Here is an 18782-nt window from a genome sequence, read left to right as displayed (position 1 = left end):
AAAGTCTCATTTATTTATGTTAGGTCATATATGGAGTTAGCAACGCCTTCCGCCTATGTAGGTCGCCTACTTGCTACCTATCTAGGTGCACTTGTTTGGTCAGGTGTATACTGGGAGTTAAATCTCACTCCTTGGGCTTGGTGGCTCTTAGGCGCTTATGCCTTATGGCCCCATCTTGCTTGGTTTTGTGAGACCTATTGTAAAACCTATTCCCCTTGGATGAGCTTTTATTTTGATGGTTTATTGATAGGTTTTCTCACAGGTTTAGGGGCCTTTCACCCGCTTGCCGCTTTGCTTGGCTTTAGCTTGTTTGTGATTAACTTGCTGAGCTTATCCGGCACAACTCACCTGATTTATGCTCTCTTTCTTTGGACACTAGGGGCCCTTTGGGGAGCAGAGTTACAAGGTTGGCAGTTTATTTGGCAAACTTCCACCTTCACCTTATGGTTAAGTTTGCCTTTAGCACTGGCTTATCCTTTTTATGTTGGGAATCTCAACTACAGCTTAAATTTGCAAACCCAAACTCATTTTAAAGAACAAGCTTTATTGTATCAGGAGTTAGATGCTGCGATTAAAGATGCAGAAGCAGCTTTAACCCTTGAGCAGGAATTACGCCAACAACAAAGAGAATTTTTTGCCATTTTATCACATGAAATCCGTACACCTTTAAGTGTACTAGTGATGGCTTTGCCTGCACTTAGCAAGAAAATACCTGAGGAGCACAAACGTCTACATCGAATGCAGGCTGCAGTAGAACGTATTCAACGTGCGGTTGATGGCTTTTATGTTGATGATCGTGCAAATGCTTTAACCAACCCACGTACAGAAATTTTTAATATTCAAGAACTACAAGCACGTATTGAACAGCAATTAGCTAGTGTACCTCAGGCGGAACAGGTATGCTGGATGCTCACAGCAGAACAAACCCTTATACAAGGCCAACTGACGTTGTTGGAGGTTGCTTTGCGTAACCTGATTGAAAATGCATTAAAATATGGGCCCCAAGGTGCACGTGTTTTGGTTCACGGGCAACGTCAGCAAAATCACTATCTATTTAACGTGGTCGATGAAGGTGAGCTTTTACAAGAAAAAGAAAGCCTGTTTATGCGTTATGTTCGCGGGCGTAAAAGTCAAAAAATTTCTGGCACTGGCCTGGGGCTTTATATGGCACGTCGTATTGCCCGCAGCCATGGCGGTGATATTAAAATCAATGATCAGGCGATTCCTGCCTTGGGTGAAACCTCACCAATTCAAACGCAAGGGAACTGCTTTTCTCTTACATTGCCATGCTTGACTTGATGTGCAGACGGCCGCATTCTAGGCGTGTTTCTAAGTGTAATCTTGGCCTCGATGCCTCAATTCTTTCGATGCCCACTTAAGGTTAACCCTCTATTTGTACAACGCCTGTACCTTGATTACTAGGGTACAGGGTTAAATTTTGAGCTGGGATTAGTGTTAACTCAATCTAGTCCAATAAGGAGAACCCTGTAATGAAGCTGGTAACTGCGATTATCAAGCCGTTCAAACTGGATGATGTACGCGAGGCACTCTCCGAAATAGGTGTGCAAGGAATCACAGTCACGGAAGTGAAAGGCTTTGGACGCCAAAAAGGCCACACTGAGTTATACCGTGGTGCTGAATATGTGGTGGATTTCTTACCTAAAGTGAAGCTAGAAATCGCTGTTGATGACGATGTGGTTGAGCAAGTCATTGATGCAATTACCAATGTTGCTAACACAGGTAAAATCGGTGATGGAAAAATCTTTATCTCCCCGCTAGAAAAAGTGATCCGTATTCGCACAGGCGAAACCGACCGCGATGCCATTTAAGCAACAAGCAACCGACACTTCTCTAGCAGCTTTGATTTCTTAATTCCTCTACCTCGTCCGCTTGGGCGGGGTGTCTTCTTTATGCCAGATTCCCTTGCCTGACTGCCTGTGATTTGAAGGAGGTTCTTCTATGATGCCGCTCAAATGCGTTGATGTTGCTATTATCGGAGCAGGTAGTGCAGGCTTAAGTGCTTATCAAGCAGCAGCACGTTTTACTGATCAAATTGCTTTAATTGATGCTTGTTTTTCTCACAAATCCAATGCCAGTCATGCTTATATACCAACGAAACTTCTGGTTGCTGCAAGCGAGGTCGCCACCTGTATCACGCACCATGATCGATTTGGCTTACAACTTGATAGCCAAGTGCACACTCAAGAAGTTCTCTCTCATATACGTCAACAAAATGCCTTGGTTAAAACCTCTTGGCAGCAAAATTTAGCGGAAATTCCCGACACGCACAAAATACAAGGCCAAGCTCATTTTGCCGATCCTCATACTTTAATTTTGACCCAAGCAAACGGCCACAGCCAAGCGATTTATGCACAGCGTATCGTGATTGCTACAGGCGCCCATTTGCTATGGCCTGCATCACTTGCGCACTTATCTCAACAACAAGCCAGTAAAATACTAGATACCCATACCCTGTTTGACTTGCCTCACCTACCAAAGTCCCTAGCAATTATCGGCGCTGATACACAAGCCCTAGAAATTGCCCAAGCGTTGCAAGTGCTTGGAGTCAAGGTAGAAGTTTTCACGGAAAAGCAGCAATTTGGTTTACTAACGGATCCCTGGATTCGTGCACAAGCACAGGCCTATCTACAAACCAAGCTGACGCTACATACACAAACAAAAATTCATCACGTTGGCTATGACGCACAAGAAAATCAGGTAACAATTCACTACCAAACACCTAATGCGCTACAAAGCACCCAAGTGGATTATGTGCTAAACCTCTTTGCTTATCAGGCAAATTTACAGCATCTTGCACTAGAAAATGCCCATATCCGTTTAGATGACCAAGGTTTTCCACGTTTCAACCAATACACCCTGCAATGTATTAGCCAAGACAATAGCGCCAGTCATATTTTTATTATTGGTGATGCCAACCAAGATCGCTTACATCTTCACGAAGCCTTAGACGAAGGCTGTATCGCAGGTGAAAACGCTGGACGCTACCCCAAAGTACAAGCAGGACAAAGACGTTGTCCTTTAGCCATAGGCTTTACACAGCCGAGTATGGCTAAGATTGGATTAGGCTATGCGGATTTATTAGAACGTTATCGGGATGAACATAAATTTGCTTTGGGCCAAGCCCAGTGCACTCATCTGGATGCCAGAGTACACATGATGCACCTGCAAGTCGGCTGGATTCGCTTGTATGCTGAGCAAGGCAGTGGCTTATTTTTGGGGGCAGAATTATGCACACCACGTGCAGAGCATCTTGCCCATTTACTCGCTTGGGCATGCCAACAACGTATGAGCGCCCAACAAATGCTGGCGATGCCTTTTTATCATCCTGTCTTGGAGGAAACTTTACGCTGCGCCCTAATTGATTTAAATGCGCAATTAAAGCTAGGGCCTGTGCCAGATTACACTTGTATGCACCTGTAGATACTGGCCCCCTCCTTGTACACTTATTTCAAGCCATCACCTCACTGGTTTTTGCTGCGTCACCACAGGTTGCAATCTTGCACAAAACCTTGTGTGCTAAAACCAAGACCACCCCAACTTCGAGTATCAAGTAACCTGACATCCCCACATGCTGCTGGGGCACCAGCGGTCGATCTAGCGGGTGAGTTTGTACTCGTGATCAAGCCAAGACTCAGAAGAAGATTTTCTGCGCTTGCAGATAAAAAACCCCCTCATTATTTGGAGGAGGTTATTTATTCACTTTGTTGGCTTATTTCACCACAGCCTTGCTTGGTTGTGGAAGCTCAGGCAAACGCCTTTGAACATCTAACAAGCCTTGGCGGTGTAATTCTAAGCTTTTTTGTTCATCCCCCAAGCTGGCATATAAACGGCTTAACTCTGCACAACGTACACTATCGGGCTGCTGACGATAGCTAGCCTCTAGATACTCTTGTGCTTGCTGCCATTGATGCGCTTGTAACGCAATCCGTCCTGCCGCCAGTAATAAATCAGCATCTTGTGGACGGGCTTCCAGCCAATGCGCTATTTGTTGTAAGCGCACCTTTGGATTTGCTTTCACTGGTAGAACGCCATATTCTTCCAATAAATCTGCACACCAACGTGTTTCTAAAGCTTGGCGTAAAGCCGCTTCGGCATCATCAAATGCCTGATATGCCAACAAGTGCGCGACATATAAACGCACGACTTGCGCATCTGCTTTCAGGTAACTGGGCAAACGTCGCCAAGTTTCCTTGACTTCTGCGGAGACTTTTTGTTGTTGTTGATTCGCATCAATTTGCGCATTCAACAAGCCCAGGTAGCCCATACGCTCTAGGCGCTGATCTTCTTGATCACTAATCAAGTTTTGCGCGCGTAAATCAGGCAACAGACCTAACAAAGCTTGCCATTGTTGCAAACGTTGTAGCACTTGGCTTTGTAACTTTAAAACTTCTGGTTGATCTGGTGCGATCTCTCTTAGCTGGGTTAAAGTTGCCAAGGCTTGCTGGTTTTGCTGACGCTCCAATTGCAGCCGTGCCCGAGTGAGCTCAACGGCAACACGCACACCACGTATATCTTTATGGGTTTGCTGGCTGCCTTCTTGTTGTGCTAAACGCAAATACTCATCCGCAGCTTCAGGTGTATTTAAACGCTGGGCCGCTTCTGCAGCACCCAGATAAGCGAGAGTGCCAGCTGGCGAGTGCTTAGCCGATTGTTCTAAAAGCTTTTGTGCATTCTTCCAACGTCCTTGGTTGAGCTCTAGCATACCGCGCACATGATGCTCTAATGCACGCTGCTGGCGACGTTCAACTTGCCAACGGCGCAGATCTCGCACTGAATTACCTGCACCTTCCAATAAACGCAGGCCAAAATACAGCACAATAAACAGTAAAAATAGACCAACAGCACCCACCCAAAGTGACATTTCCACTGTGGTGGTATTTCCTGGTAAAGCAATCAAGATATACCCAGGGCCTTTAAGCATCATCTGGCCAAATAAAACCCCAGCCACGAGCATGATAATTAGTAAGATTCCCCAACGCTTCATGCTTGATCACCCCCAGCTTTAATCGCAGGTACAGGCGTATCATAACGCTGGCGTAAGTATTTTTTTAGTGCCGCTAACGAGCCAGTAATATCAGGACGTGCCACTGTCACCTTTAAACCACCTAAGGATTTCAATTCAGCACCTAGGGCTTGTACTTCCTGACTTTGTTTTGCAAAGTAAGTATTCATCCACTCGCCTGCTTGGGCGAGCTTTTGCTGGTAAATGGTTTCTTCTGCACGCATGGCCGCCATTTGGGCTTGCTCAAGTTGTAACTTGAGATTGTGACGCAAGTACTCGGTTTCTTGCGGAGGCAACAAAGGTACAACCGCTTCACCACGTTGGCGCACAACGACCAGCTGTTTAAGCTCTTCCCACATTTGCTGCATCAGCACATTGCCATTATCCACAAGCTGAGCTAAATCCTTTGGAGATTCGGCCAACTCAGGAGAAGAAGGGAAGGGTAAAGCATCGACTTTCTTAGTTGCCGCCATCAAACGCAAGATAATTTCGCTCAGATCGACTGGCGTAATGGATTTTAATGTCAAAATATCATCTTTTAATACGCCTCGCACGGGCACCAAACCAGCTTCATCAGCTTCTTGCAAACGTGCATCTGCAGACAATAAGAGGGCTAATGCGCCTTTCACATCCCCCTCTAATTGCAAGCGCTGATTGGCCAGACGCATCAAGTATTCAGCCTCTGCCATTAACCAATCACGTGGTTGCGGCTCTTCATCCCGAGTGATTTGCTCAATCAATTTAGTCGTTTGGGCTTGCAGCGCTTGCAGCTGATCCCCTTGACGACGGTCGTGCTGTGCACCTTGCTGAATACCCTGCTGCAAGGTAGCAAATTGGCTGTTATAGCCTTCGAGTGCTTGCTTTAGCTGGCTGAGCTGAGTTTTTTGTGTACTGATTTCTTGCTGTGCTAGGGTATGCTGCTGCCAAAGCCAGAAACCTCCGCCTGCAACGCCTAGCACACCTAATAAAGAAACACCTGCTAAGATCCCAGCCCAAGGACTGGTTTTATGCACTGTTGGAGGGACACTCGCCTGGTAACCGGATGTTTTCTCTGATGGCTGCTTTGCCTCAGATGTTTTTTCTGGTGCTGACTTTTTGGTAACCACTGCATCTACAGTAGGCTTTTCAGCTTGATCCTTGGCTGGTTGCTGATCAGCAGCCTGATTCACCTTGTCTGCTGCTGGCTTACTTGCCGCAGAAGCGGTTGTTTGTTGATTTGATTTGTCAGCCGCGGTTGTGGCTGGTTTCGATAGTCCTTTTTTGGACTGATCATCCTTTTTATTCTCACTCATCGGCAGCTTACCTTGTTAGGCCGATTGTCTCTATCGGCTATCTATGACTAAAGGGCGTTAATTTGTCTTGAGGGAGGCAAGTGCCCGCAATACAGGCGCTAACGTGGCTCCCTGAGTATTCACCACAGAGCGAAAACCTAAACTCTGTGCTTCTTGCATTAAACGCGCACTAGGCACCAGTAAAGGCGTTAACCAGCGCTGGGATTGTGGGTTTGCCGTTAAATAGGTCGTTAAATATTGTAGCGCCTCACCACTGGTGACGACCACAGCATCCCAAGGCGCTTGGCACAGCAAATGAGTTTGCTCAGTGTTCAAATTTGGTGCTCGACGACGGTAAACATTGAGCAGAGTGACACTGGCACCTCGCGCCTGCAAAGTATCCCTTAGTAGCATGCGTCCGCCTTCACCTCGGCAGATAAGGCAACGGCTTTGCGCAAGTCTGGCTGTGGATAACTCAGGCAAATCAAGCAAAGCTTCACTCGTATCACCTTGAGCAACCTGTGGACAAATAACAGGTGCTAACCCGTAAGCCTGTAAAATTTGCGCGCTTCCTGTGCCTACAGTATACCAATCTATACCGAGGGGTGGCTGTGGCCAATAAGTGTCCAAAGCCTGTACCAAAGCTTGCGCAGCTGTTGGGCTGACACAAATAATATGCTGAAATAAATCTAAATTCAGCCAGAGATGACGCGCTTGTGCATCTTCTGGTATCGGCTCTAGTTCTAACAAAGGCACATTAGCTACTTGCATTTGTAATGCTTGTGCTGCCTGTAACCAAGCAGGCGCACGCTCTTGAGGACGCGTTAATAAAAGCCTAGACGCCTTTAATGCCTGTATTTGGGCTTGCGTCAATTCTAAAGAGGCACAAATATCCACAAGTGAGCCCTAGTGATCCGCTTGCGCATAAACACGCGCTAAAATCTCACCGGCGCCTTGTGCGAGCAGGTCTTGCGCAACTTGAATCCCCAAAGCTTCTGCTTTCTCAGCAACAGCATAACCTTGCGCACTGAGTAAACGGCCCGCGTCTAAATCACCAACCAGCGCACGTAAATGCAATTGGCCATCCTGCGTCCACTGCGCAAAGCCTGCAATGGGTACTTGACACCCTCCTTCTAAATGACGATTCATAGCACGTTCTGCTAAGACACAAGCAGCCGTATTTTCATCATGTAAAGGGGCTAACCAAGCTGCCACTTGATCATCGTTTGCTCGAGTTTCTATCCCTAAAGCACCTTGCCCGACCGCAGGCAAACTTTGCTCAGGCGTCAGCACACAACGAATTCTGGCATCCAGTTGTAAACGTTTTAACCCAGAAGTCGCTAATACAATGGCAGCAAATTCACCCGCATCTAACTTAGCCAAACGGGTTTGCACATTGCCACGCAAACTTTTAATCACTAAATCAGGACGCAAGGCCTGTAATTGCATGTGACGTCTTAGACTCGAGGTCCCCACACAAGCACCTTGCGGTAAATCTTGTATCCCAGCATATTGGTTAGAAACGAAAGCATCTGTGGGATCTTCGCGAGTACAAATCACCGGCAAGGCCATATCGTCGGGCAGATGCATAGGGACATCTTTCATCGAATGTACGGCAATATCCGCACGGCCTTCGTAAATCGCATGTTCTAATTCTTTGACAAATAACCCCTTACCGCCAATTTTTGCTAAAGGCGTATCAAGAATTTTATCGCCTCGTGTCACCATAGGCACCAGCTCAACATCCAAATCAGGATGTAAAGCCTGCAAACGCGCCTGAATATGCTCGGCTTGCCACATGGCCAGTGGGCTTTGACGTGTTGCAATACGTAGTTTTGGCACAAGGGCTCCTCATTATTCTACAGTCACAGATTTGGCGAGGTTACGTGGTTGATCAACATCCGTTCCTTTCAACACGGCAACATGATAAGCCAGCAGTTGTAAAGGTAAGGTGTATAAGATAGGCGCTAGTTCATCAATGACTTCTGGCATATGTAAGACAGCTAAACCCATTTCAGCACCGACACGAGCCGCACCATCAGCAAACACTAAAACTTGTCCACCGCGTGCTTGTACTTCTTGCAGATTGGACTTGAGTTTTTCCAATAAGTCATCATGTGGCGCTATGGCAACTACAGGCATTTCTTTATCAACAAGCGCAAGCGGTCCATGTTTAAGCTCACCTGCGGGGTAAGCCTCTGCATGAATATAAGAGATTTCCTTGAGCTTAAGCGCCCCTTCCATTGCGATAGGATATTGAGTACCCCGTCCTAAAAATAATGCGTGTTGCTTGTCTGCAAAACTTTGCGCATAGGCTTCGATCTGTTCATCCAGAGCAAGCACACGATTGATTTTATCTGGTAAAGCATGCAAAGCACTGACAATACGTTGCTCACAAGTGTCTTGACCACGGCTGGCTGCCTGACGTACACGACGTAGCACTAATGTTAGCAGCATCAAGGCAATTAACTGGGTGGTAAAAGCTTTGGTCGATGCGACACCGATTTCAGGACCAGCGCGTGTCATTAAGGCTAAATCAGTTTCACGAATTAACGAGCTACCAGGGACATTACAAATTGCAAGGGTCGCGAGATAACCCGCCTGACGTGCGAAACGCAACGCGGCCAAAGTATCTGCGGTTTCACCTGATTGCGAGATACACACAAATAAAGTATTCGGTGGCACCACCACATCGCGGTAACGGTATTCACTCGCTACCTCAACCATGCAAGGCAAACCAGCAATTTTCTCAATCCAGTAACGCGCGACCATCCCTGCATGAAAGCTGGTACCGCAGGCAATGACATGCACTTGCTCAACATGAGGCAAAATCAAGCTGGCTTGGCTGCCTAAAATCTCAGGAAGCACACTGGTTTGGCTGATACGCCCTTCAAGGGTATCTTGCATAACTTTGGGCTGCTCATGGATTTCTTTGAGCATGTAATGCTTATAGCCTTGCTTATCAGCAGCTTGGTGGCCATGCTCCCACATTTTCATCGGACGTTCGACGTTTTGGCCTTGCTGATCAACAATCTCCACACCTGTGACCGATAAACAAGCAATATCACCTTCTTGCAAGTAGATAAAACGGTCTGTGACTTGCAATAAGGCCAGTGGATCAGAAGCACAAAAGCTTTCACCACTGCCAACGCCTAACACCAGAGGGCTCCCTTTGCGTGCACAAACTAGGTATTCAGGATGCGCTTGATGTACCACAGCAATCGCAAAAGCCCCTTCCAACAAAATAATGGCTTGCTGTACAGCGACAAACAAATCACCACTTTGTTGATAGTACTTCTCAATCAGATGCGCGATAACTTCCGTATCCGTTTGGGATTCGAAAGTATAACCTGTGGCCTGTAACCGCTGGCGCAAGCTGGCATAGTTTTCAATAATGCCATTGTGCACCACAGCCAATTGAGACCCAGACATATGCGGGTGAGCATTTACTTCCGTCGGTGCACCATGCGTAGCCCAGCGCGTATGCGCAATGCCCGTCATACCACGCAAAGGGTGTGTTTCTAGACGTTTTTCTAATTGAGCGACTTTACCAACGGCCCGCTGACGCTGTAATCCTTCTGGGGCAATCACGGCTAATCCAGCAGAATCATAGCCGCGATACTCTAGGCGTCTTAAGCCTTCTAATAAGATAGGCGTTACTGTACGTTCGGCGACAGCACCTACAATACCACACATGGATTAAGACTCCTGTTGCTGCTTTTTTTGTGGCCGAGGCCAATGTTGATATTCGCTTTGACGTGCACGACTCACCGCTAAAGCACCTGCACTCACATTTTTACTGACGGTCGATCCTGCACCGACTACCGCTTGCGCACCGATAGTTACCGGAGCCACTAACGCCGTATTCGAGCCAATAAAAGCCCCTTGATGAATATAGGTTTGCGATTTATTCACACCGTCATAATTACAGGTGATAGTACCTGCGCCTATATTAACCTCAGCTTCAATATGCGCGTCCCCCAAATAGCTTAAATGATTGGCTTTGGTATTCGGGCCTAAATAAGCTTTTTTGGTCTCCACAAAATTACCCACTTTAGCCCCAGTGGCTAGCTGGGTACCAGGACGCAAACGTGCATAAGGGCCCACCTGATTGTGCCCTTGTAAATCCACGCCTTCAAGATGTGAATAAGCTCGTATATGAACATCATCACCTAAGGTGACATCTTTTAAAATACAGTGCGCTTCTATCGTGACCCGATTTCCTAAGCGCACCCTACCTTCAAAAATACAATTCACATCCAAGGTCACATCTTGACCACATTCTAAATGCCCACGAATATCTAAGCGTTCAGGATCATATAAGGTCACCCCTTGCTCAAGTAAAGCATGGGCTTGGCATCTTTGATAGGCACGTTCTAATTGTGCTAACTGGGCTTTTGTATTAACTCCAGTGACCTCTAATGCATCCTGTGCACAATAACTTGCTACATCCATTCCTGCTTGCGCAACTAAAGCAATCAAATCCGTCAGGTAATATTCTTGTTGTGCATTTTGATTAGAAATTTTCGGCAACCAAGTTTTTAAGGTTTGGCTATCTGTTGCCATGATGCCCGTGTTGATTTCTTGAATTGCTTTTTGCGTCGCACTAGCATCTTTCTCTTCGACAATCGCGCACACTTGGCCTTGGGTATTACGTAAGATGCGTCCATAACCTTGGGGGTTATCTAGTTCTAAAGTCAACACAGCTAAGGAAGCGCGCGCCGTTTCTGCCAACAAAGCTTTGAGTGTTTGCGGATTAACTAAAGGAACATCTGCATACAAAACCAAAACTTGCGCATCAGCTGGTAAATGAGCTAACACTTGCGTAACCGCATGCCCTGTTCCCAATTGCTGCGTTTGCTGTGCCCAATGAATAGGGAGCTGTGGATAAGTTTGCTCGACATAGGCTTGTATCTGCTCACCTGCATGCCCAATTACAATATGAATCCGCTCTGGTTGCAGCTTAGCACTGGCATTTAAGACATGCCCAATAAGGGGTGTATGAGCAAGTGGATGTAACACTTTGGCACGACTAGAACGCATACGTTTGCCCTGTCCTGCGGCCAAAATAATAATTTCCAATGCCATCGCTTCTCCCCTTATAAAATTGACAATCCCACACATTTTACCCTGTTCGTGTGGGCTTATTCACAGATTATTTACGGTATTTTTCTTCGTAATAAAAAAGGGCAGCCGAAGCTGCCCTTTGAGATGGTTGGTCACTAGAAGGTTAGTGCGCATTTTTGCGACGTAACTGCTCTAAAGTACGCAGTTTCGCCACAGCTTCTGCAAGCTCAATCGTTGCACGCGCATAATCCAGCTCTGAACCTTTTTCTTTCAGTGCACGTTCTGCATTTTGGCGTGCTTGCTCTGCAGCAGCCTCATCAAGATCGACCGCACGTAAAGCACTATCAGCAAGGATAGACACTACATTTGGTTGCACTTCTAGAAAACCGCCGGAGACGTAGAAGATCTCTTCTTCGCCACCCTGTTTAACTACCCGAATCGGGCCAGGTTGGAGTTCCGTCAGTAAGGGTGCGTGACCCGGAGCAAGCCCCAGATCACCCAGCACACCGGCGGCAACAACCAGCTCTGCGCGGCCATTGAAGATAGACTTCTCGGCACTTACGATGTCGCAGTGAAGGGTTATAGCCATGGTTTCGCCTCTATAAAAGTCTCAACCCGGTGGCTTACTTCATAGACTTGGCTTTTTCGATAGCCTCGTCGATAGAACCCACCATATAAAACGCCTGCTCAGGGAGTTGGTCAAACTCGCCATTCAAGATGCCTTGGAAACCACGAATGGTATCTTTCAAGGAAACGTATTTACCGGGCGAACCAGTGAATACTTCCGCAACGAAGAATGGCTGAGACAGGAAGCGCTGAATCTTACGCGCACGGGCTACAGTTTGCTTATCTTCTTCAGACAGCTCATCCATACCCAAAATGGCGATGATATCTTTCAGCTCTTTATAACGCTGAAGTACAGATTGTACGCCACGCGCTACATCATAGTGCTCTTGACCAATTACTAAAGGATCAAGCTGACGTGATGTAGAATCCAAAGGATCTACCGCAGGATAGATACCTAAAGCCGCGATATCACGTGACAATACAACAGTCGCGTCAAGGTGCGAGAAGGTGGTTGCAGGCGATGGGTCAGTCAAGTCATCCGCAGGTACGTATACCGCTTGGATCGACGTGATAGAACCTGTCTTAGTTGAGGTAATACGCTCTTGCAATACGCCCATTTCCTCTGCCAAAGTAGGCTGATAACCTACCGCAGAAGGCATACGACCTAACAGTGCGGATACCTCAGTACCTGCCAAGGTGTAACGATAGATGTTATCAACGAAGAAAAGTACGTCACGACCTTCGTCACGGAACTTCTCTGCAATCGTTAGACCTGTCAAGGCAACACGTAAACGGTTACCAGGTGGTTCGTTCATCTGACCATAAACGAGAGATACTTTATCCAATACGTTGGAGTCTTTCATCTCATGGTAGAAGTCGTTACCTTCACGAGTACGCTCACCTACACCGGCGAATACAGAATAACCTGAGTGCTCGATCGCGATGTTACGGATCAGCTCCATCATGTTAACTGTTTTACCTACACCCGCACCGCCGAACAGACCAACTTTACCACCTTTAGCGAAAGGACATACAAGGTCAATTACCTTGATACCTGTCTCTAAAAGCTCGTTGCCACCGGCTTGCTCGTCAAAGCTAGGTGCAGCGCGGTGGATTGCCCAACGCTCTTTCTCACCGATAGGGCCTTGCTCATCGATTGGTGAGCCTAGCACGTCCATGATACGACCTAGAGTTTCTACACCGACAGGAATAGAAATAGGCGCATCTGTGTTTTCTGCGACCAAACCGCGTTTGAGACCTTCTGTCGAGCCCATCGCGATACAACGCACAATACCGTCACCCAGCTGTTGCTGTACTTCGAGGGTAATTTCGGTACCGATCACTTTCAGCGCGTCGTAAACTTTGGGTACGGTGTCACGTGGGAATTCCACGTCGATTACCGCACCGATGATTTGTACGATACGTCCGCTACTCATCTTGGTTCCTCGTTAACCTGCAATTGAAACCTGCTTACCTGTAACGCCTTATACAGCGGCGGCGCCACCCACAATTTCGGAAATTTCTTGGGTAATAGCTGCTTGACGAGCTTTGTTATAAATAAGCTGCAACTCGTCGATAAGATTGCCCGCGTTGTCTGTTGCGTTTTTCATCGCAATCATACGCGCCGCTTGCTCACAGGCGTTATTCTCAACCACAGCCTGATACACTTGTGACTCGACGTAACGTACTAACAGCTTGTCAAGTAAGTCTTTTGCATCAGGTTCATAGAGATAATCCCAGTGGCTGGGGCCGGTTTCTTCGTGTTCCGCGTCAGCTTGCAGAGGCAATAGCTGCTGCACTAGCGGCTTTTGGGTCATAGTGTTTACAAAATTGTTATACACTACATACACGCGATCTAGCTCGCCTTGGTCGTACGCATCAAGCATGACCTTAACGCTACCAACCAAATCACTTGCTACAGGCGCATCCCCTAGCCCGCTCTTTGCTGCAATCACATTCCCGCCATATCTACGGAAGAAAGCTGTGGCTTTACTACCAATGACGCAATAATCTACATCCACACCCTTATCCATCCAGCCTTGAATCGACTTGATCGCAGCTTTGAATAAGTTAGTGTTCAGACCGCCACACAAACCTCGGTCTGTTGAGACTATGATGTAACCTACCCGCTTCACATCCCGCTCTTCTAGATACAGGTGCTTATATTCAGGTGAGGCCTTGGCAATATGGCCGACAACTTTACGAATCTGATTGGCATAAGGCTGACTCGCGGCCATGCGTTCTTGCGCTTTACGCATTTTAGACGCAGCAACCATTTCCATGGCGCTGGTAATCTTTTGCGTATTTTTGATGCTCCCTATTTGGGTGCGAATCTCTTTTCCGACTGCCATAGCGCTTCTGCCTTGTCCGCCTACTCGTAATTGGTGTCAAGACTTAGGCCCGCCATACGACGAGCCTAACTCGCTACCAAGTTTGAGTAGCCTTAAATTGCTCAATACCAGCTTTGAGGCCGGCCTCGATTTCACCATTGTAGTCGCCGCTTGCGTTGATGGTTTTCATCAGCTCTGCACACTCACTATTCATGTAGGAATGTAAAGCTGCTTCAAACTCACCCACTTTGCTTACAGGGATATCATCGAGGTGACCTTCGTTCGCTGCGTACAGACTCAGACCCATTTCAGCAATGGATAAAGGCGCGTATTGCTTTTGCTTCATCAGCTCAGTAACACGTTGGCCATGCTCCAACTGCTTACGGGTTGCATCATCAAGGTCAGAGGCGAACTGAGAGAAGGCTGCCAGTTCACGGTACTGGGCAAGTGCTAGACGGATACCACCACCAAGTTTCTTGATGATTTTAGTCTGAGCTGCGCCCCCTACACGAGACACCGAAATACCTGCGTTCATTGCAGGACGGATACCTGCGTTGAAAAGGTTGGTTTCGAGGAAGATCTGACCGTCAGTGATCGAAATTACGTTAGTAGGTACGAACGCGGAAACGTCACCACCTTGAGTTTCGATAATAGGCAGTGCTGTTAAAGAACCGGTTTGACCTTTGACTTCACCATTGGTGAACTTCTCTACATACTCAGCACTTACGCGTGATGCACGCTCAAGCAAACGTGAGTGGAGATAGAAAACGTCACCAGGATAAGCTTCACGACCAGGCGGACGACGTAGAAGCAAAGAAATCTGACGATAAGCCCAAGCTTGCTTGGTTAAATCGTCATAGATAATCAAAGCATCTTGACCACGGTCACGGAAGTACTCACCCATAGTACAGCCAGCATAAGGCGCTAAGAACTGCATAGATGCAGGATCAGAAGCACCAGCGGCCACGATAATGGTGTGATCCATAGCGCCATGCTCTTCGAGCTTGCGTACTACGTTAGCAATAGTAGATTGCTTTTGACCGATAGCGACATAAACACAGATCACGCCGCTGTCTTTTTGGTTGATAATCGCGTCAACAGCCAAAGCGGTTTTACCCGTTTGACGGTCACCGATGATCAACTCACGCTGACCGCGACCGATAGGTACCATGGCGTCAACTGCCTTGTAACCTGTTTGTACAGGTTGATCAACAGACTTACGCCAGATAACACCTGGTGCGACTTTTTCAATCGCATCAGTTTCGTCTGCGTTAATAGGACCTTTGCCGTCGATAGGGTTACCTAAGGCATCTACTACACGACCTTTTAGCGCAGGACCTACGGGTACTTCTAAGATACGACCGGTACACTTAGCCGTTTGGCCTTCTTGAAGACCTAAATAATCGCCTAAGATAACTGCACCGACAGAATCACGCTCGAGGTTAAGCGCCATACCAAAAAGGCCGCCCTCAAACTCGATCATTTCACCATACATTACGTCAGCTAGGCCGTGGATCTGTACGATACCATCAGATACGCTAACGATAGTGCCCTCATTACGGGCTTCAGAAGTCACATCGAGTTTTTCGATGCGCTTCTTAATAATTTCGCTGATCTCGGATGGATTCAGTTGCTGCATGCCATGTCCCTCAAAATCAGGATTTCAACGCTTCGGCCAGTTTAGCTAGCTTGCCGCGGACTGAACCGTCAATCACCAAGTCTCCGGCGCGGATAATGATACCGCCGATAAGACTTTTATCTTCGTGTGTACTTAGGTTCACTTCCCGGTTTAGCCGCTTACGCAAAGCCTGCGCCAGTTTGTTTTGCTGCTGCTCGTCCAGAGGATAAGCAGAAGTCACCACCACATCGACAGTTTGCTCCTGCTCAGCCCTCAAGGCTTCATACAGTTCAGCAATTACCGGGATCAATGGCAAACGCCCATTCTCACTTAAGGCAAGTACGAAATGACGTACACTTTCATCCAGTGAGGATTGGCAAATTTCTAGCAGTACTTCTGCTTTTTGCGCGCTGGTCAAAGCAGGATTAAGTAGGAGCTGTTTGACCTCACCCTGATCTGCTGCTGCGGCAACTGCCGACAGCATCTTAGACCAGTCGTTGAGTTTTCCCTGACTTAAAGCAAATTCAAACGCGGCTTTTGCATAAGGCCGGGCAACAGTCGTTGTTTCAGCCATTGGTCACCTCGCTTAAAGCTCAGCGGCAAGTTTGTTGACCAACTCGCTGTGGGCTTTTTCATCAATAGAGGCTTCCAAGATCTGCTCCGCCCCGCGAACCGCTAACAGAGCAACTTGAGCACGAAGTTGCTCTTTAGCTCGGTTAACTTCTTGGTCGATTTCTGCCTTGGCTGCAGTGATTAGGCGCTCGCCTTCTTCACGTGCTTGGTCCTTAGCTTCTTCTATGATCTGGTTAGCCCGCTTATTCGCTTGCTCTATGATTTGAGCAGCTTGCTCTTTGCTTTCACGTAATGTCTGGGAGGCTTTTTCTTGTGCCAATTCCAGATCGCGTGAAGCACGGCTTGCTGCGTCTAAGCCATCAGCTATTTTCTTCTGGCGCGCACGCATGGCCTCAGTTACAGGCGGCCATACGTACTTCATGCAGAACCAGACGAAAATCGCGAACGCGATGGCTTGGCCGATCAGTGTCAAATTCAGATTCACGCCAGCACCTCTCGCTTATTCAGTTTGTGGTTAGATTTTCGGTTCCCAAGGTAACCTAGAATTAACCTACAAACGGGTTCGCGAAGGTGAAGAACAACGCAATACCTACGCCGATCATAGTTACCGCGTCAAGAAGACCTGCAACGATGAACATTTTAACTTGCAGCATAGGTACCATTTCTGGTTGACGAGCAGCACCTTCTAGGAATTTGCCACCGAGGATACCAAAGCCAATAGCGGTACCTAATGCACCTAGACCGATCAGCAGAGCAACAGCGATAGCAGTCATACCCAGTACTTGAGCTTCCATCGTTTTCTCCCAAATTAGAGTTTAAGTTTGAGTTGAAGGTTAAAGTTTAAATTACCGCAAAATGAACCCTAGATGTGTATAAGCTGACGCATCTAGGGAGTAAATCTTAGTGATCTTCACATGCCATGCTGAGGTATACAATAGTCAGCATCATAAAGATAAAGGCTTGTAGCGTGATAACCAGGATGTGGAAAATTGCCCAAGGCACAGACAAGGCCCACTGAATCCAGAAAGGCAAGATGGCAATCAGGATAAAGATAAGCTCACCCGCATACAGGTTACCGAACAAACGTAGTGCCAGAGAAATAGGCTTTGCTAACAAGCCGACACCTTCCAACAAGAAGTTAAAAGGAATCATCCACTTACTGTTAAAAGGATGCAAAGTTAGCTCAGCTGCAAAACCTTTTACACCTTTCACTTTGATGCTGTAGTAGATAATCAACACAAATACAGAAATCGACATGCCTAAGGTGGCATTCACATCTGTTGTTGGCACGACTTTCATGTACTCAATACCTAAAGAGGATGCCAACATAGGCAACCAATCTACAGGCACTAAGTCCATCAAGTTCATCAAGAAGATCCAACAGAAAATAGTTAGGGACAAAGGCGCGATGAGGCTGCTACGCCCGTGGAAAGTCTCCTTGACGCTTTTATCAACGAATTCAACGAGGATTTCCACAAAGTTTTGCAGGCCATTAGGTACCCCTGTGGTCACACTTTTTGCTGCTTTGTTAAAGATGTAAAGAAAAATACATCCTAACAAGACCGACCAGCCTAGGGTATCAACGTGAATCGCCCAAAAACCCATCTCCTGAGCTTCTTTTGCACCATGTGCAAAGCTCAAGCCATTTTCAGGGTGAAACCCTAAAGTAAGGTTTTGCAAGTGGTGCTGTATGTACTCGGACGCAGTAGGATTAGTTCCTGCCATAGTTCAGCCTCAATTTTTATTTGTGCAGCTAACGTACCTTAATTATCCAAGGGGATAACCAGTGTAACGCTTGAACTGCAACATAAGCGACGAAGAAGAAAATTGGGTTTAAGGGGCGCACTAAGGCGAAGACTCCAGCAAAGAGTACGACCGTCAAACCAAACTTCAACATTTCTGCTTTGTAGAAGGCATTCACTACGCGTTTGGCAGCACGCGCACCTTGAAAACGAAACGCCATCCATGCAAAGACTAAATTGGGCAAGGCACAAACTAACCCACCTGTAAGCAAAGAGTAAGCAATAACCAGATCGCCTAACGCCCAACCCACACAAGCAAGACTTATACTCCCTAAAAGCTGCAACCCAATGACACGCATGACTTTAGGGCCTTGTATCCTTGCACTAGGATACGTTTTTGTTGGCCTTGGCTTACTAATCAAATGCGCCTCGTCAATCAACAGGATGTAGAGTTTTAAGGATTAGACTCACACAAAAACTCGCTGGATTATATTGACATTGCTCTAGGCATTCAACATATACAGGTCTTCATTTGCTCAATTAAGACCAAGGTGCAATATAAAGATCTCTCCAAAAGAGTGCAAGTCTATC

General features: G+C 47.0%; 18 protein-coding genes. 3 read left to right on the top strand and 15 right to left on the bottom strand.

Annotated features, from left to right (window positions below; all coding sequences use genetic code 11):
- Positions 1–30: 30 nt before the first annotated feature.
- From BMX05_RS04865 to BMX05_RS04855, 3 genes are all read left to right on the top strand, one after another.
- Positions 31–1299, top strand: coding sequence for an ATP-binding protein (locus BMX05_RS04865; protein WP_093308846.1), 1269 nt, complete (start codon positions 31–33; stop codon positions 1297–1299).
- Between the two features lie 191 nt (positions 1300–1490).
- Positions 1491–1829, top strand: coding sequence for a P-II family nitrogen regulator (gene glnK / locus BMX05_RS04860; protein WP_093308845.1), 339 nt, complete (start codon positions 1491–1493; stop codon positions 1827–1829).
- Between the two features lie 130 nt (positions 1830–1959).
- Entirely contained in the window at positions 1960–3441 is a 1482-nt protein-coding gene (locus tag BMX05_RS04855; protein WP_093308844.1) for a dihydrolipoyl dehydrogenase, read from the top strand.
- Between the two features lie 289 nt (positions 3442–3730).
- On the opposite strand, the gene BMX05_RS04850 is transcribed toward BMX05_RS04855, so the two are convergent.
- From BMX05_RS04850 to BMX05_RS04780, 15 genes are all read right to left on the bottom strand, one after another.
- The gene (locus tag BMX05_RS04850; protein ID WP_093308843.1) at positions 3731–5005 is read right to left on the bottom strand and encodes a heme biosynthesis HemY N-terminal domain-containing protein; all 1275 of its coding nucleotides are present in this window, start codon (positions 5003–5005) and stop codon (positions 3731–3733) included.
- Positions 5002–6315 (bottom strand): uroporphyrinogen-III C-methyltransferase, encoded by a 1314-nt coding sequence (locus BMX05_RS04845; protein WP_093308842.1) that lies wholly within the window; start codon positions 6313–6315, stop codon positions 5002–5004. The genes BMX05_RS04850 and BMX05_RS04845 overlap by 4 nt, the downstream gene beginning before the upstream one ends.
- A gap of 57 nt (positions 6316–6372) precedes the next feature.
- Positions 6373–7191: a uroporphyrinogen-III synthase gene (locus BMX05_RS04840; RefSeq protein WP_093308841.1), complete on the bottom strand. Its 819-nt coding sequence runs from the start codon at positions 7189–7191 to the stop codon at positions 6373–6375.
- A 9-nt stretch (positions 7192–7200) separates the two neighbouring features.
- Positions 7201–8136, bottom strand: a complete 936-nt coding sequence (hemC, locus tag BMX05_RS04835; protein WP_218138982.1) for a hydroxymethylbilane synthase — start codon at positions 8134–8136, stop codon at positions 7201–7203.
- Between the two features lie 12 nt (positions 8137–8148).
- Positions 8149–9990, bottom strand: a complete 1842-nt coding sequence (glmS, locus tag BMX05_RS04830; RefSeq protein WP_093308840.1) for a glutamine--fructose-6-phosphate transaminase (isomerizing) — start codon at positions 9988–9990, stop codon at positions 8149–8151.
- A 3-nt stretch (positions 9991–9993) separates the two neighbouring features.
- Positions 9994–11382 carry a bifunctional UDP-N-acetylglucosamine diphosphorylase/glucosamine-1-phosphate N-acetyltransferase GlmU gene (gene glmU / locus BMX05_RS04825; RefSeq protein WP_093308839.1) on the bottom strand — a complete coding sequence of 463 codons (1389 nt, stop codon included), beginning with the start codon at positions 11380–11382 and terminating at the stop codon, positions 9994–9996.
- A gap of 142 nt (positions 11383–11524) precedes the next feature.
- Positions 11525–11950 (bottom strand): F0F1 ATP synthase subunit epsilon, encoded by a 426-nt coding sequence (locus BMX05_RS04820; RefSeq protein ID WP_093308838.1) that lies wholly within the window; start codon positions 11948–11950, stop codon positions 11525–11527.
- Positions 11951–11984: 34 nt separating this feature from the next.
- Complete coding sequence (gene atpD, locus BMX05_RS04815; protein WP_093308837.1) at positions 11985–13364, bottom strand: F0F1 ATP synthase subunit beta; 1380 nt, start codon at positions 13362–13364, stop codon at positions 11985–11987.
- A 48-nt stretch (positions 13365–13412) separates the two neighbouring features.
- Positions 13413–14279 carry a F0F1 ATP synthase subunit gamma gene (gene atpG, locus BMX05_RS04810; protein ID WP_093308836.1) on the bottom strand — a complete coding sequence of 289 codons (867 nt, stop codon included), beginning with the start codon at positions 14277–14279 and terminating at the stop codon, positions 13413–13415.
- 73 nt (positions 14280–14352) lie between these two features.
- The gene (gene atpA, locus BMX05_RS04805) at positions 14353–15897 is read right to left on the bottom strand and encodes a F0F1 ATP synthase subunit alpha (protein ID WP_093308835.1); all 1545 of its coding nucleotides are present in this window, start codon (positions 15895–15897) and stop codon (positions 14353–14355) included.
- Between the two features lie 16 nt (positions 15898–15913).
- The gene (locus BMX05_RS04800) at positions 15914–16450 is read right to left on the bottom strand and encodes a F0F1 ATP synthase subunit delta (protein WP_093308834.1); all 537 of its coding nucleotides are present in this window, start codon (positions 16448–16450) and stop codon (positions 15914–15916) included.
- A gap of 12 nt (positions 16451–16462) precedes the next feature.
- Complete coding sequence (locus BMX05_RS04795; RefSeq protein ID WP_093308833.1) at positions 16463–16933, bottom strand: F0F1 ATP synthase subunit B; 471 nt, start codon at positions 16931–16933, stop codon at positions 16463–16465.
- A gap of 61 nt (positions 16934–16994) precedes the next feature.
- Complete coding sequence (atpE, locus tag BMX05_RS04790) at positions 16995–17243, bottom strand: F0F1 ATP synthase subunit C (RefSeq protein WP_093308832.1); 249 nt, start codon at positions 17241–17243, stop codon at positions 16995–16997.
- Positions 17244–17349: 106 nt separating this feature from the next.
- Positions 17350–18174 carry a F0F1 ATP synthase subunit A gene (atpB, locus tag BMX05_RS04785; protein WP_093308831.1) on the bottom strand — a complete coding sequence of 275 codons (825 nt, stop codon included), beginning with the start codon at positions 18172–18174 and terminating at the stop codon, positions 17350–17352.
- Positions 18175–18202: 28 nt separating this feature from the next.
- On the bottom strand, positions 18203–18550 hold the full coding sequence (locus BMX05_RS04780) for an ATP synthase subunit I (protein WP_093308830.1): 348 nt from the start codon (positions 18548–18550) through the stop codon (positions 18203–18205).
- Positions 18551–18782 lie beyond the last annotated feature (232 nt).

The organism is Allopseudospirillum japonicum, assembly GCF_900108915.1.
Classification (GTDB): Bacteria; Pseudomonadota; Gammaproteobacteria; order Pseudomonadales; family Halomonadaceae; genus Pseudospirillum; species Pseudospirillum japonicum.
This window is presented reverse-complemented; position numbering and strand designations above follow the sequence as displayed.